Source organism: Halorubrum tibetense, assembly GCF_055396225.1.
Genome location: NZ_AP043742.1, coordinates 2594834 through 2611470 on the forward strand (window position 1 = coordinate 2594834; position 16637 = coordinate 2611470).

At 52.0% G+C, this 16637-nt stretch carries 11 protein-coding genes; 9 read left to right on the forward strand and 2 right to left on the reverse strand.

What is annotated here, in order from left to right:
• Positions 1–2 precede the first annotated feature (2 nt).
• A complete protein-coding gene (locus tag ACZ5TV_RS12900; protein ID WP_379778301.1) occupies positions 3–4094 on the forward strand; it encodes an Eco57I restriction-modification methylase domain-containing protein in 4092 nt (1363 codons plus the stop codon).
• On the opposite strand, the gene ACZ5TV_RS12905 is transcribed toward ACZ5TV_RS12900, so the two are convergent.
• A complete protein-coding gene (locus ACZ5TV_RS12905) occupies positions 4080–4622 on the reverse strand; it encodes a hypothetical protein (protein ID WP_379778303.1) in 543 nt (180 codons plus the stop codon). The two genes, ACZ5TV_RS12900 and ACZ5TV_RS12905, sit on opposite strands and share 15 nt — an antisense overlap.
• A gap of 44 nt (positions 4623–4666) precedes the next feature.
• Here ACZ5TV_RS12905 and ACZ5TV_RS12910 point away from each other — a divergent pair, with 44 nt between their 5' ends.
• Entirely contained in the window at positions 4667–7618 is a 2952-nt protein-coding gene (locus ACZ5TV_RS12910; RefSeq protein WP_379778305.1) for a helicase-related protein, read from the forward strand.
• A 619-nt stretch (positions 7619–8237) separates the two neighbouring features.
• Here ACZ5TV_RS12910 and ACZ5TV_RS12915 read toward each other — a convergent pair.
• Entirely contained in the window at positions 8238–9461 is a 1224-nt protein-coding gene (locus tag ACZ5TV_RS12915) for an IS701-like element ISHala1 family transposase (RefSeq protein WP_007140874.1), read from the reverse strand.
• 127 nt (positions 9462–9588) lie between these two features.
• Between ACZ5TV_RS12915 and ACZ5TV_RS12920 the strand changes: the two genes are divergently transcribed.
• The 7 genes from ACZ5TV_RS12920 (at position 9589) to ACZ5TV_RS12950 (ending at position 16526) form a co-directional block, all read left to right on the forward strand.
• The gene (locus ACZ5TV_RS12920) at positions 9589–10224 is read left to right on the forward strand and encodes an HNH endonuclease (protein ID WP_464383900.1); all 636 of its coding nucleotides are present in this window, start codon (positions 9589–9591) and stop codon (positions 10222–10224) included.
• Positions 10225–10322: 98 nt separating this feature from the next.
• Entirely contained in the window at positions 10323–11597 is a 1275-nt protein-coding gene (locus tag ACZ5TV_RS12925; protein ID WP_379782375.1) for an IS4 family transposase, read from the forward strand.
• A gap of 1399 nt (positions 11598–12996) precedes the next feature.
• Entirely contained in the window at positions 12997–13356 is a 360-nt protein-coding gene (locus ACZ5TV_RS12930) for a DUF7344 domain-containing protein (RefSeq protein WP_379782373.1), read from the forward strand.
• 82 nt (positions 13357–13438) lie between these two features.
• Complete coding sequence (locus ACZ5TV_RS12935; RefSeq protein WP_379782371.1) at positions 13439–13921, forward strand: hypothetical protein; 483 nt, start codon at positions 13439–13441, stop codon at positions 13919–13921.
• A gap of 21 nt (positions 13922–13942) precedes the next feature.
• Positions 13943–15166: an IS701-like element ISHala1 family transposase gene (locus ACZ5TV_RS12940; protein ID WP_007140874.1), complete on the forward strand. Its 1224-nt coding sequence runs from the start codon at positions 13943–13945 to the stop codon at positions 15164–15166.
• 23 nt (positions 15167–15189) lie between these two features.
• Positions 15190–15897: a hypothetical protein gene (locus ACZ5TV_RS12945; RefSeq protein WP_379780086.1), complete on the forward strand. Its 708-nt coding sequence runs from the start codon at positions 15190–15192 to the stop codon at positions 15895–15897.
• Entirely contained in the window at positions 15897–16526 is a 630-nt protein-coding gene (locus ACZ5TV_RS12950) for a hypothetical protein (protein WP_379780088.1), read from the forward strand. Before ACZ5TV_RS12945 ends, ACZ5TV_RS12950 begins: the two co-directional genes overlap by 1 nt.
• Positions 16527–16637: the final 111 nt, after the last annotated feature.

A 16637-nucleotide genomic window follows, 5' to 3' on the forward strand; every position in this document is an offset into this window, starting at 1 on the left:
GGATGCAAAGTTCACTCACCTACCGCACGAACCGTGACTTGTTCTCTAACTACTACCTCGACGAGCATCTCCCCGAGACGGAGGAGTGGGACGAGGTCGACGACGACGAACTAGAAGCCGCGTACGACGAGATCGTTGATCTCTACGAACGGGAGAAGAGCACGGCCCCGAAGCGGAACGAGTCCCAGCTGGAAGAGAAGTTCATCCGACCGATGTTCCGGAAGCTGGGTATTCCCTTCGAGGTCGAGGAGAGCACAAGCCGGACGCAGCGACGCCCGGACTACGGCTTCTTCGAGACCGAGGACGCCGCGCGTGACGCCTTCGAGCGCCGCGAAGGGGGTGAAGACTTCTACGAGAACGCGGTTGCTGTCGCCGACGCTAAGCGCTGGGGACGCCCGCTCGACACGCGGGGGAGCGGAGAGCACGAGCGCGACTTCGAGAACCCGAGCTACCAGATCCACGTCTACCTCCAGGAGACACCCGCCCGATGGGCGGTGCTGACGGACGGGAAGAAGTGGCGGCTCTACTACGGGCCGACGAGCCACCGTCTCGACTCCTACTACGAGGTCGATCTTCCCACGGTCCTCGAGAAGGGGGATCTTGAGGACTTCAAATACTTCTACCTCTTTTTCCGGCACAGCGCGTTCCTTGAGGACGCCGGCGGCGACTGCTTCCTCGACGATGTCTATGGCGAGTCGAATGTCTTCGCCCAGGAACTGGGTGAGGACCTACAGGACAACATCTACGAGGCTATCAAGATTCTCTCGGAGGGATATCTCCAGTACCCGGATAACGACCTTGATGAGGAGGATCTCGATCTCATCCACGACTCCTCGCTCATCTACCTCTACAGACTCATCTTCGTTCTTTACGCAGAAGCCGAGGGGCGTGAGCTGCTGGACACAAGTAACGACATTTATGAGGAGTCCTACAGCCTCAACTCCCTCAAACAGGAGATCGGTGAAGAACTCGATAGTGGGGATCCGAAATACCGTGGTTGGCAGAACAACCTCCAGACGCGGCTAGACGAGCTCTTCATGCTAATCGACCAAGGGAGCAAATCCCGTGGCATTCCGGAGGGGGATCTGTACATTCCGGCCTACAATGGCGGACTATTCCGCACTGATCCGGACGAGGACGACAGCCCTGAGGCGAGGTTCCTAGCCAATCACGATGTGGGTGACGCCTACTTGGCGAAGGTCGTCGAACTCCTCACTCGAAGCCAGAACAGCAACGGCGGTGGAAAGATCTTCGTCGATTACTCCTCGCTTGATGTCCGTCACCTCGGGAGCATCTATGAGGGTCTATTAGAGTACCAGCTCAACGTCGCCGACGAACCACTATCACTAGACAGCGGTGAGTACGTGAGTGTCGATGAGGGCGATGATGTAGTTGTACAGGATGGTGAGGTATACCTGACGACTGGTAGCGGTGAGCGGAAGGCTACTGGATCGTACTACACGCCCGAGTACGTTGTCGAGTACATCGTCGAGAACACGCTCAAACCGCTAATCGACGACATACGAGCGGATCTCGCCGGTCGGAGTGCTCGGGGAGATGATCGTGGATTCGCTGCAGAGTTTGCTGAGCGTATCTTCAATTTGAAGATTCTCGACCCGGCGATGGGGAGTGGACATTTCCTCACGAGTACTATTGACTACTTGGCTCGCGAGATTATCGACGCTCAAGAAAAGCAGGCCGCACAGCAGGGTATCGAAACTGTCGACAAAAAACATGATATCAACTGGGCACGTCGGCAAGTCGCCCAGCGCTGTATCTACGGAGTTGACCTGAATCCCCTAGCCGTTGAGTTGGCTAAGGTCTCTCTATGGCTACGAACGCTTGCCGCGGAGCAACCACTTGCTTTCCTCGACCATCACCTCAAAACCGGGAATTCGCTCGTCGGGAGCGACATCGAGGAAATTGAAGAACTGGAGTCAGAGAGTGGTGGCGACGAGAAGAACGCTTCACTCGCAGATTTCGGTGTAGCTCGAAAGGGGACGATTGAGCAGCTGATGCGGATTTACCAGGACTTCATCGCCATCGAGAACCAAGAACTCGCGGACGTCAAGGAAATGGAGTCCAAGTATGACGAGTTCGAGCGAAACAAGCTCAGACAGCGCCTAGAGGCGATGGCGAACGTCCACACCGCTGAAGAGTTTGGCCTCAACAATCTCCCTAGCGACGCATATGAGAGGATGGCAGCAGCGATGGAAGACGATGATGAGTGGGAGCGAATCGAGCAGATCCAGTGGTTCCAAGACGCACAAGCATGGGCAGAGGATACGAAATACTTCCACTGGAAGATAGAATTTCCTGAAGTATTTTATGAAGAGACTGGATCGCAGTCCCCGAATCCAGGGTTTGATGCAGTCATCGGGAATCCGCCGTATGGGCGTTCAGTAACTACAGGATACAGAGATTATCTGGATCGCCAATACCGTGTTTCTGAGGGAGATTACGACTCCTATAAATTCTTCTTGGAATCCACTATTGAAGTCATTCGTCAAACAGGGAACTTAGGGCTCATTATTCCAAATACCTTCCTGACTAACAGCTTCTTTAAGAAGACACGGAAGCATCTACTGGAAAATACGAATCTAAGAGACGTCGTTGATCTTTCCGATGCAGAAGTTTTCCCAGAAGTGACAATAAATACGCTCATCTATATCTGTGAAAGATCTGAGGATATAGTACAATCTGAATATTCGATTCACCAGTACGATTCTGGATCAAAAGAAATCAAACATTTGCATGACATAACAAATAACAGCACTCGTCTCTCAGTAGAGTCATTCGATCTGTTCACCTCAGAAAGTAGCCAGTCAATTGTCGATAAAATGGATGATTCGAAGAGAAAATTGGGAGAACTCATGGAGTTCCGAACTGGGCTGGTTACCGGTGACGACGAGAAATTCATGGTTCAGGAAAAGAGAGATGAAAATCATAAGAAACTCTTGTTTGAACGCGATACCAGCCGATATGGTCTCACTTGGGGCGGTAGTTGGGTCAATTACGATGTTGATCTGATGAAATCGTATTCTGATGCTGGGCGCCCTCGTGAACAGTGGATTTTCGAAGTTGATGAGAAAATACTAGTTCAACTATTAACATATGGTATGAAGAGGCGTATAAATGCTGTACTAGACACAAATCAATACTATGTCCAGAAAAATCTTGTAATATTAATTCCAGAATCTGGCTCGATTGAGGTGGGAACTGCTTTAGCAATAATCAATTCTAAATTGATGGATTGGTACTATCGCCAAAATTACCAAGACCGAGCTGTCAAACAAACTCATCTAAAATCACTTCCAATAGTTTCATCGAATGTTCTCTCTTCATCAATAAGTGATTATCTTGATAGAAAGTCACTAGACTGGATCCAAGACCGTAGTATTGATCCCACAGATTCTGTTGAAGATGTTCTGTCAGAATTATCTTCAAAAATGATGTCATTGGGCAGTGAGAGGAAACAGCTCAATACTCATCTCCCAGACTACCTCGGAGATTATTCGTTCGGTGTACAACTTGCCGAATTCTCGGGCTCCCAACCTGCTCCAAGAGTATCAGATTCTATTATCAGTTCTACAAGTGACGATTATGAAAATCTGCGAGTTGGTACTGGGATGATCGAGCGAGAAAACGGAAAGCTCATTCTGAAAGTTACTGCTCGATATAAACCCGAGAACGAAAATGAATATGAGACCGATCAGTGGGGATATACTGAGACAGAGCCTATTCCAGTTATTGAATTCGTCGGCTTAAGCGAGAGGCAGGAGGCGCTTGTCGAGCAGTTTGTTCCGTATGCGATCGATGAAGCTGGCGGCTTCGCAAACTTTAGAGAAACTGCAACAAAAAATAATAGCTTGTACGATCGTGTATCTAGCCTATCACTTCCTGAAATATCTGATGTTGAGCAAGGATTGAGTCAGTATATAGATATTTGGGAGAAAGCACGAGAATTGGAGTCAGAACTCACAACCGCTGACGAAATCATCGATCAGGTCGTATATGACATGTATGAATTGACTGACGAAGAAAAAAAGATTGTAGAGTCAGAATATGATTCATCCGGCCTAATTGGACACTAATTCAGTAATCTTCGCTTCAAGCTCATGGAGTAGCCGATTTCCTTCTTTTTTATTCTTAACACCCACAATAGTAAACCGGCCAGTTCGAAAAATAGTTATTAACCCAGATTGGTTATTGAGACGACACCTAAGTCCAGGTTGTTTTTTTGGATCGTAATCAGCATCCTCGAGAGATGTCGCTAGTTCTGATAGATCAAATTCGCGTTCAAAATCGCCGCGGTAAACCAAATTTCGAATATCGGGATCTTCTTTATTTATATTTTCGTTAACATACTCTCCAATTATATCTATTACTTCATCATATGCCTCATGGATTTGATCAATTCCTTCGCCGCCAGTAAGATGATACTTCCCACTAGCAAATATCATAACAGTTACACCGCTTTGGGGTAGTTCAAAATGAAGACCAGGAGATACTTCAGGTTCATAATTTACTGAATATTGGCTAATTTGAGATGAGAGTTTGTGAAGATCGACGGTAACTCCCAGATTGCCTCCTGCAACCACATTCACCAATTCTGCGTTCACAACAGGTAGATAAATACGGTCGGATGGTATAAAATTAGTCAGAAGTGACCAGGTTTGAGGTCGGCGATCATATCAAATTCGCTGGGGGACAAGGAGAGATCACAAAGGTGGAGGATCGTCCAAACGGAGGTCAACTCTTCCACGTCTACACTACCGAAGGTCAACTCCGTAAGCTTCCGAGCGGCTTACCCCATATCGAGAAGATTGACTCCATTGTCGACCGTCTCGCGGCCAAGCACGTCGACGAGCCACTCCACCATGACCTTCGAGAACGTGCAACCCGCCTCGATCTCGCGTACCGCTACGACCGATTCCTTTCACTGACGAACAACCGCATCGAGATCGAACCGTATCAGGTCCAAGCCGCCTACGAGATCCTCAATTCGTACGACCACCGCTATCTTATCGGTGACGAGGTCGGGCTCGGAAAGACCATTGAGGCCGGGATCGTCATCGAGGAGCTCATCGCTCGAGGTCGCGCCGACCGTGTCCTCATCGTCGCGCCCGCTCCACTCACGGTCCAGTGGCAGGAAGAAATGCGCGAGAAGTTCGACCAGAACTTCGTCATCTACGACCGCGAAACCGTCCGGTCGAAACGCCAGTCGCATCCGAACCAGAACGTCTGGGCACAGGAGGATTTCATCATCACCTCCGTGGATTTCGCCAAGCAGTCCACAGACGAGACGGGTTCTGACGCTGTCTCGCCTATCGACGCGCTCGACAACCTCGAACCCGAATGGGACGTCGCCGTATTCGACGAAGCACACCACCTGACCGCCAGACGGTCGAGCGACAACTCGATGGAACGCACCCAGCGCTACCGCGTCGGCGAGGCCGTCGCGAACAACTCCGACGCCCTGCTCCTGCTTACCGGGACCCCACACAAGGGCAAGTCCGACCAATTCTACTTCCTCATCAGCCTGCTCGACCCGTACCGCTTCGGCCACGAGTCCCAGATCGAACCTGAGGCCCTCGACGACCTGATGATCCGCCGGCTGAAGGACGACATGTACGAGACGGACGGGACCCGTATGTTCCCCGAGAAGAACATCGAGGCGCTCGGTGTCAAGATGTCCCCAGCCGAGCGCAAGCTGTACGACGATGTCACCGAGTACATCCGCGAGTACTACAACCTCGCCCGCCAGGAAGAGAACCAGGCCGCCGGCTTCACGATGGTCATCTACCAAAAGCGGCTGGTGTCGAGCATCTACGCCATCCGGAAGTCCCTCGAGAACCGCATGCGAGCCATTCAGAACGAAGGGACCGGACAGGAGCTCCCCGACGACGTCCAAGAGCTCATCCCCCAGTACAGCACCGAACCAGAGACCCTGACCGATGCCGAGCGCAATCGGGTCGAGGAGGCCCTAGAAAACGTCACAATCACGCAGAATCCCGACCAGGTACAAGCGGAACTCGACCGAGTCAAAGAGCTCTGGCGGCAGGCCAAGGCCATCGAGACTGACTCGAAGGCTCAAATCCTCAAGCAGTTCGTCGGCCGGATCCTCCGCGAGGATCCCGATGAGAAGGTTCTCATCTTCACCGAGTACACGGATACCCTCGAGTACCTTCGCGACGAGATTTTTCCCGAACACGACATCGCGCAGGTGTACGGCGACCTCAATCAAGACCGTCGCCGCCGAGAGATGGAGCAGTTCGAGGAGGAGGCCAACATCATGCTCGCAACCGACGCGGCACAGGAGGGACTCAACCTCCAGTTCGCCCATATCATGGTGAACTACGATCTCCCGTGGAACCCGATACGGATCGACCAGCGGATGGGTCGTCTCCACCGGTACGGCCAAGAACACACCGTCGAGATCCGCAACCTCTTCTTCAAGGATACCCGCGAGAGCGAGATCCTCTCGCTGCTCCTCGAGAAGACGGACCAGATCGAGGCCGACCTTGGGATGCGCTCCGACGTGATGGGTCGCGTCCTCGAAGACGTCGACCTCGATGAGACGATTATGGCCGCCATTGCGAACGACACGCCCACCGGTGAAGTCGTCGCGAACATTGAGGCGACGATAGAAGAACGTAGAGAGGCTCTGGAGACGGTCGAAGAGCAGTTCCTCATCCGTGACCGGTTCGACCTTTCGGACGAGGACAAGGAGATACTCGACGTCATCGAGCGGAGTCAACACGGTGAGATAAGCGAAGACGACATTGAGATCCTCGTCCGCGAGTTCTTCGACGTCTTCAAGGGAGACATCAAGGGTGTCCGCCCCGGACCCGCTCGCTCCGGTGGCGATGTCTATCAGCTGGATGTTCCCAACGTACTCTCCGGCGACCAGGTCAAGCAGCGATATCCCATGGCGACGTTCACGAGAGAGGTCGCGATGGAACAGGACGACGTCGACTTCATCGCGCTTGACCACCCGCTCGTCCAGTCGCTCATCGATTTCTGTCTCGACTCAGACCGTGTGGAGGGGAGAATTGCCCTCAAGACGACCGAAGACGATGCTGCGCCCGGTATTCGTTTCACCTACCGACTCGGCTACATCTCCGGAGCTGGAGATGTGGTTACTGAGAAGCTCGTTAGCCTATACGTCACCACGGATGGAACGGTCGCCACGTCATCACCCGAGATAGTCGATACCCTACCACCCTCAGAAGCAAATGCTATCGAGGGACTCGACCGGCTGACATCGATGGCTGATGACCTCCATCAGCAAGCGGAGATGGAGGCTTGGAACCAAGTCGAGTCGTTCGCTCAGGAGGCCCGTGAAGAGCGCGAACGCGAGACGAAAATCAAACGCCAACATGCAGAGCGGCACTTCGAGGAAGAGATCAACCGATGGGAAGATCGACTTGAGACGTACCAAACACGTGATGAACAAGGTGAGGATATGTCGGCGCCAATTGGGAATGCGAAACGGCAGCTTGAGACACTCCGACGCGAACAAGATGAGGAACTCGCCCGACTTGAAGAAGAAAAACATGTCACGCCGGAAGAGCCAGAATTAGTAACTGCGGCCTTCATAGTACAAGATTTCTAATTATTCACTCCAACAACTAACCCATGTGACGGATTGGTCAAAAAAATCGGGATTCTCTGGCTCTACTGAAATTCCAGCCGAAGATATGTTCTTGGAGCCGTGCTGAATACAGAGAATATAGCCAGCATTCCACTCGTTATTACTCAGGCCCTTTACCCGGTTCCTAGGGGGTTGATCACGCGAGCATGGTCTAATTTAGCGGGAACGCCATCGGACATACTCCACCAGCACCATCAGACTGAAGATTATACGGGCGCGGAAGACAATGGTGTCAAATAGAAGGAATGGATATCTGGAGAGAATTAGATCCCGGTGAGAGAATAACCGCAGAAATTGACCAGCGTGCTAAGTCAGGTAACTGTCTAATTAAGTTTGGAGACAGGGAGGTGAACGTCGGTCAGGTGACCGAGAATGCTGTGGGCAGGAATATAATCATTGAGAAGTGTTCGTGGAGCTTTGGGGTGTGTCTCAATACGGAGTTTCGTTCTGACGATTATTTGGAAACCCATCCGATTGCTGCGAACGATTTCTATCGGAACGTGGGGAGCGACGCAGAACCCGAATACCGAGCGTGGATTCGGAAGAATGGCCATCCGCAGTCGGGTGATCTGTTCGTTGCTCAGCTTTGCACGTTAGCGTCAGCGGTTGAGTGAACGAAGAGGTGGTCGATCTCGGTCATCAAGTCATCGATACCGCGATCATCGTTGTCTCGAACCCACGAGAGAAGGTTGTAGACGGCTTCCTTCAGGGAGTGTTCGAGGTTCGCTCGAAGCGATGACGCCTTCGAGCGAACAGTCCCCAAGGCGCTCGACTCAGGATCAAGACGAACGAGACTGTAGGCAGCCATCAGAAGGTGCCAGTGCCGACTGGCACCTTCGTCGGTCTGCATCTCGCAGTCTCCAAAGCCGAGATCCTGCTTCGAGTCCTCGAAGAACGTCTCGATGCGCCAGCGCATCCCGTAAGAGCGGATCACGTGCTCGGTCGGTGCGTCGATTTTGTTCGTAGCGAGGTACTTGACCGGATTCTCTTCGTCTTCATCGGTCTCTTTCTCGGCGATAACCAGCTTCACGTCTCCCAGCTGGGAGACGGGAAGCTTCTTCGTCCAGATGTGGTAGGTATCGTCCTCGATGTTGCGCTCTGCGGTGTCGATGCGCTCTGCCAGCGCATCGACGCTTAGCTCTTCTCCGCCGTAGGTCACCTGTCGATTGCTCCGGAGCGGGCCGATCCAGTCCTTGCCGTAGGATTCGATGTGTTCAACGAGACCAGAATCGTGAGCGAACCACGAGTCGAAGAGGTAGGTGTCCGCAGGCACACCTACCTCTTCTTCGAGTTCGGTGACGATCTCGCGGGCGAGATCGTACTTGGTGTCGTGGTCTTGGTCATCTTCGTCCTGTTTTTCGTAGAGGCGGAAAGTGAGTGGGTAGGCGGTTTTATCGTCGGCGTAGAAGGCGTAGATGAGGTCTTGGCCCCAGACAGTGTCACCTTCAGCGTGATCGTAGAAGTGGCCGACGCCGGGGACTTCGTCCCCGGCTTTCTCGGTGATCGTGTCGTCGAGGATGATGTAACCACCCTGTGACCAGCGCGTTTCACCGTGTTTTTGGAGTTCTTCGAGGCGTTCGTGGTTGAATTGCTGTTCGTCCCAGTCGTACTCGGTGAAGAACTTGTTGAGGGCGCGTTTGCCCTTGGCTGGAAGGACTTCGCGTGCGATGCCTGCCACGGTCTTGTTGCTGGCCGCAACAAGACCGGTGGCGTAGGTTTTCGCGTGATGGCGCTGGGCTGGAGACAGCGACTCGAACTCGTCGAACACACGCGTACACGACAAGAACTCCGTAATCGGCATCATCCGTCCTTGCCACCGCCTACGTCATGCACCTACTTCAACGTGCAAAGCTGAGTTCGTTGCTGAGATAGATAGGATAGGTAGGAATGGCGTAGGGATAATCGATACGACGTCGGGTCACGACATCGTTGTGGAAAACGTGACCGAAGATGATGTCGGCAGACTAATTGAGGCAGAGTTGATAGAAACGCGTCTAGCCAAGAAAGTGTCTGATGACCCGGAGATAGTCAGTAGGCTTCCTTCAGTCAGCGATATAGAAGATATCGAGACAGCGGAAAGGAGCGAGCAGTCTGAAGATACTGATACGAAAGTGTCGGAGAAATTTTCTGGCTCTGAGACGGCGTCCTCAGAGAGTCAGACTGTCAGTGCTGAGGCTTCGGATTCTCAGTCTGTCGAGTCGGAGTCTGGAACGGAGACGCAGACTGTAGATGAACTTCGGAAGGAAGCGGAGGAGGATGCTGTGGAGCAGGTACCACAGGAAGCGACGACTAATACTTCTCAGACAGTTCAGTACACGAGGTCAACGAAAATCAAGGAGTATGTAAAAGCACGTGCTGACGGCGTCTGTGAAGGATGTGGAGAGCCTGCCCCATTCACCAGCAAAACAGGAGACCCGTATTTACACGCTCATCACGTCCAAGAGTTAGGTGATGGAGGCTCAGATACGCCTGAAACCGTCATTGCTCTCTGCCCAAACTGTCACTACAGAGTTCATCACGGCAAGGATGGAGAAGATTACAACAGGGAACCATCCGTCTTTAGCTAAGCGAGAAACAACGTGACAGCGGCGGCTTATCGAGGCATCTTTTCGAGAGGAATGAGGAGGCAACGGCTGTGTCCACCAATGCCTCCTCATATCGGATTATGCATCGGCTCACTACATTGTTTCCCTCCGAGTTCCTTGAAGAGCACGCCGAGGAACTCGGCGTGGTCGAACGTGACCGCAAGCTCCAGATGCCTGCCTTCGTCTGGGTATTCGTGTTCGGCTTCGCCGCAGGCGAAAGCCGAACACTCGCTGGCTTCAGACGCAGCTACAACTCGACAGCCGACGAGACGATCTCTCCCGGCGGCTTCTATCACCGGTTGACGCCGTCTCTCGCAGAGTACTTCCGCGACCTCGTCGAGCGTGGCCTCGACGAGGTCGCTGTCCCTGACACTGTTGACGCCGATATCGACCGATTCAGGGACGTGATGATCGCTGATGGAACCGTCCTGCGGTTGCACGAGTTCCTTGCCGATGAGTACGAAGCTCGCCACGAGGAGCAGGCTGGAGCGAAGCTCCACCTGCTCCATAATGCCACTGAGCAGACGATAGAACGGCTCGACGTGACTGACGAGAAAACGCACGACAGCACGTTGTTTAACACAGGATCGTGGCTCGAAGATCGGCTCGTTCTGTTCGACCGAGCCTACTTCAAGTACCGCCGTTTCGCGTTGATCGATGAGAACGACGGCTACTTCGTGAGTCGGCTGAAAGAGAGCGCAAATCCGGTCGTAACGGAGGAATTACGGGAATGGCGCGGCCGCGCCATTCCCTTGGAAGGTGAGCAGATCCACGATGTTGTGGATGATCTGCACCGCGAGTACATCGACGTGGAAGTCGAAGCCAAGTTCGACCGAAGACCGTACGGAGGAACGCAGTCACGCGATACGAAGCGGTTTCGCGTCGTCGGCGTCCGCAAAGAGGACGCCGACGACTACCACCTGTACATCACGAATCTGCCGAGAGAAGAGTTTCTGCCGTCGGATCTAGGGACGATCTATCGCTGTCGGTGGGAAGTGGAGTTGCTGTTTCGGGAGCTGAAAACGCAGTACGAACTGGACGAGTTCGACACGACGAAGAAGCATGTTGTCGAAATTCTGCTGTACGCGGCGTTGCTGTCACTGCTGGTGAGTCGTGAATTGCTCGATCTGGTCACCGAACAGGCCGACGATGAGATCGTGTTTCCGCCAGAACGCTGGGCGGCGACCTTCCGGTCGCACGCCCAGCTCATCCTCCACGAACTTGGCGAATACCTCGGCTACTCGCCGCCACCACTGCTCGACCGACTGATCGAAGACGCACAGAAGATCCACCAGCAACGGCCAGTGTTACAAGAGACGCTCGCTACCGGTACGCAACCGAGGTGTGAGTCTTAGCTAAAGACGAATACAACAGGGAACTTATCGAGCGACTAGCGGATATTGAGAACGTGTCTGTTGAGTCAATTCGGTCGCAGGGTATATAATTGAGAAGACTGAAATTGTCGTCTTGTCCGAGAAAAGACTCAGCTTCGTCACGCATACTGAGTATGACGACGGAATTTGATCACGGTTGATGTAAGTGCTATATTTGCACCCTCTATTCACCAGGCCGTTTGTGTCAGCGGGTGATGATTTCAACAGAGCCAGCGAACTCAGTTTTCAAAAGGTAGTGGTTTAGATGGCTCAACGAGAAGACATGTGGTTTATATATTCAGTCGCTGCTCAGAAAGTATGCTCTTGAGCAGGCCTTTGCTCTCATGTGGTGGGAGCTGAATTCTGATCTACTCCGGTTTGGAGTCTCAGTTACATCAAGTATGCCTCGTGCTCGCTTGTGGTGTCGCGTCAGTGCTCACTACTGAACAACATCTGATGAAGAAACAATCAACTTGGCATCTATTAGTATATGAACACACAAATAACTCAGTAAATTCCCGATTATTTTTAAACGATGATAGGCAAGACTGTAATGGCCTTGGAAAAGGGCCCGGTGTACAAGCACCGAACCCAGTGCTGCCCCAATGACAGCAAATAGCGATACGCACCCCATAGCACATAATGCTGGGGTTCAGGCGGACGGAGAATCGACAACGAAGACAATTGACGGCCATAGTGAGTTACAACAGCCTGTATCGCGGCTATCAGCTACTGTTGAACACGCACCTTCTGATGCTGGTGGCGTCACACTGATCCGTCAGGATGCTCTAATCCCGATTAATCACCCAGTTACTGACGGTCTTGAGGATTGGCTCAGATACGGATGTGAGCGGGTAATACAGAGAGGTGGCCGCACAGTATGTCCTCCCGTGAGTATGGACAGACAGCCACACAAGCAGTCTGATAAACCCTCACAGGCAGGTTATCATCAATCGGGGTCGTGCGTAAACACAGAGAAATCCGATGGTTGTCTAGTCTATGATTTATTTGAAGCTGGCGACCAATCTGGCCGGTTGTCACACCAGTTGGTTCTCGATCACCCGGAGAGACACCTTTTAGAGTTGACCCTCAAGTCACCACAACCAGCGGATATAGGACTGCTGACTGAAGCGATACACTACCTCAATTCTCGAAATGTACCCGTTCCGTGTGTCGGGAATGTGCGGGTAAAGTGTATTAATCCCCTATATAATAGGGCGGAGACTCTCCACAAACACCGATGTCACGTACTAACAGACGAGATGGCTGAGAAACATAAGCAATGGCGTGAGGTTGTGCACGAAGAGTATGTGACGGCGCTACAAACTCACTTAGTTGTTGATGATGAGCTAAATCCACCAATACGCCCGGAGGAGCATAAATGAGCGAGAAGAGATTACAAAAGGTGGAAATTGCGCAAACGGAGCGCATGGCAAATATGTACGAATGTCTGACATCAACGCGTAGGTGCTACGTTATTAAGATTCTCGAAGAGACCAACAGTGAAGCTATCCCAGTACGCTCGCTCGCTCGGCAAATAACAGCGATTGAGCAGGGTATTCAGGTTGAACATGCCACCGGAAAGCCATACCGGAGTGTGTACAATACACTCGTTCAGACGCACCTGAGTGTCTTAGATGAACTGGATATTGTTGATTACCAAGCAGATGGTAAAATGGTTACCGAGGGCGAAGCTTTGAATGATGCGTTAGGTTTGCTTCAGATTCTATCTGAGAGTTAGTTGGAATGCTGTTTGTTATTACTTTTTTATATGATCAATCTCCGATTAAGTAAGTATATGGAGAAACAATCATAGGTTGCGTATGAGCCAACATCAGCAACCTCTCGATGAGGCGGCACAAATAGACGACACTAGCACAGAGACAACAATCGATATAGGAGATACAGCTGACCAGCAGGATGAGTACACGTACCAATGTCCGATCTGTGGAGTCACGTACAATAATGAAATCACTGCTCGTGTACATATCACGCGTGTCGACGATGATGACCATCTAAATCACAACGGCCTCATGCCAGAAGTAGAGGTAGAGGTACTATCGAGTGATGATGGGGTGTTCGATACTGTATCGCGGCAACCTGAGGAAATTAGTCTGGAAAGCCTGTCGATTGACCAGCTGCCGGCTGGTTATCCGGAGCATCACAAGCAAATAATCAAGATTGCGACTCGTAATCCATATGCGAGTTACACCGAGCTCGAGGATTTGGTTGCTAGTGAGTCCGACCAGTTGGGAATTGAAGTTCCATCTTACAGCTCAGCTTTGCACGTTGAAGTAGGTGCATGACGTAGGCGGTGGCAAGGACGGATGATGCCGATTACGGAGTTCTTGTCGTGTACGCGTGTGTTCGACGAGTTCGAGTCGCTGTCTCCAGCCCAGCGCCATCACGCGAAAACCTACGCCACCGGTCTTGTTGCGGCCAGCAACAAGACCGTGGCAGGCATCGCACGCGAAGTCCTTCCAGCCAAGGGCAAACGCGCCCTCAACAAGTTCTTCACCGAGTACGACTGGGACGAACAGCAATTCAACCACGAACGCCTCGAAGAACTCCAAAAACACGGTGAAACGCGCTGGTCACAGGGTGGTTACATCATCCTCGACGACACGATCACCGAGAAAGCCGGGGACGAAGTCCCCGGCGTCGGCCACTTCTACGATCACGCTGAAGGTGACACTGTCTGGGGCCAAGACCTCATCTACGCCTTCTACGCCGACGATAAAACCGCCTACCCACTCACTTTCCGCCTCTACGAAAAACAGGACGAAGATGACCAAGACCACGACACCAAGTACGATCTCGCCCGCGAGATCGTCACCGAACTCGAAGAAGAGGTAGGTGTGCCTGCGGACACCTACCTCTTCGACTCGTGGTTCGCTCACGATTCTGGTCTCGTTGAACACATCGAATCCTACGGCAAGGACTGGATCGGCCCGCTCCGGAGCAATCGACAGGTGACCTACGGCGGAGAAGAGCTAAGCGTCGATGCGCTGGCAGAGCGCATCGACACCGCAGAGCGCAACATCGAGGACGATACCTACCACATCTGGACGAAGAAGCTTCCCGTCTCCCAGCTGGGAGACGTGAAGCTGGTTATCGCCGAGAAAGAGACCGATGAAGACGAAGAGAATCCGGTCAAGTACCTCGCTACGAACAAAATCGACGCACCGACCGAGCACGTGATCCGCTCTTACGGGATGCGCTGGCGCATCGAGACGTTCTTCGAGGACTCGAAGCAGGATCTCGGCTTTGGAGACTGCGAGATGCAGACCGACGAAGGTGCCAGTCGGCACTGGCACCTTCTGATGGCTGCCTACAGTCTCGTTCGTCTTGATCCTGAGTCGAGCGCCTTGGGGACTGTTCGCTCGAAGGCGTCATCGCTTCGAGCGAACCTCGAACACTCCCTGAAGGAAGCCGTCTACAACCTTCTCTCGTGGGTTCGAGACAACGATGATCGCGGTATCGATGACTTGATGACCGAGATCGACCACCTCTTCGTTCACTCAACCGCTGACGCTAACGTGCAAAGCTGAGTTACAGCACGATCCGTCGAGTCGTGAGAGAATTTTATCATCCACATGATGAACCCGAGGAGACTGAATCACTTGATACACTGACTGCTAAACAGGCGGCAATAATCATCGCTCGCCTGCTCCTACAAGACAAGACGCATGCGAATGTCGCAGACCACGTCGGTTGTGCATCCTCATATCCACCACAAGTATACGACCGCGCACCGCGTGTCGTACAACGATTTGAGGATTCGGAAGGGGATCGAGTTGAGCTAATCAAATCTGCCCTCTCTATGGAGAGCATGAGTGCTCTTACAAACCGTGGGCTTGTGGATGACCTCCCTATTGAGTTTGAGCAGGTAGTCAACGAAGATACTGAGACCGCGGCTACCGGAGATGACGAACGTGAGGCAGACCAGCAGGACATCTGGGGATCACCAGTGAACAATCAAACAGGATTGCGTGGTGTGCCAGACCCCGATCCCGCTGTCACCACACCAGATGATGAGGGCGAATCTGGACGGGCACAGGAGCCATCAGATTTAGATGATCCTAACTTGGAAATATCGAACTCCTCCAGCAGTGATGACGCGTTACGGGCGGGTGTTTCAGACCTATATCAGCAGGTACGCTTCCTCAATGATGTTTTTTGTCAGCTGGACACAGATCACAACTCTGATCTCACCGAAGCGGTCACCACAGAGGTAGCAAAGCGCTGCGAGTCAATCCTTCACACTGGTGAAAAAGAATAATGCACGTAGCCCTTGATACTCACTGCGACGTTGCAGTCTCTGTTGGTGATTTAGCTCCAGATCAAATGGATACCCATCACAATCGGTATCGTTGCCTGCTCTGTGATTCACAGTTGAAGGTCAATGTGTCCGACGACGGACAGCCTGATCGTTTCTTCCATTGTAACAGTGAGTCGAACTGCGTAGCTGATGGCAACACCTCGGCGTGTCATCGATCTGCGCAGGAGTTTGCTGTCATGAAACTGTACAATCTCCTTCCGGATGGATCTGAACTCGCCGAAGTGGATCTTGAGCGGCGTATTGGAGACGCGTCTGATTTTGTAATCGTAGACGCCGTGTCTAAGCCAGCGCGAGTTGCTGTTGAGATAATATATAAAAATAGAAACATTAGCCTAAAACGTCGCCTTCAAACATTATTCGATGAAGGATACGGGGTAATGTTGATTGTGGTCAAAAATTCGGGTGTCAACCCGGATCGTCTCGAACATTACCTCAAGCAACTCGGGCCAATCCGTGTCGGTCGGCTTGATCCAACTACTTGGAAAATGAGCCTAGGATCGCTAATCAAACGTGATACGGTAAGTCTTGATGCTCCTGCTTGGGATCGAATGCCAGCTTATTTATCATAAAACAAATGAAATCTGACGGCTATATTGATAAGAAGAAATCAACTACTTACTAAGTATTTCAACAAAGCCTCAGTTATAGCTTATTTGGTAAATTCGGCAAACCGGGTGATA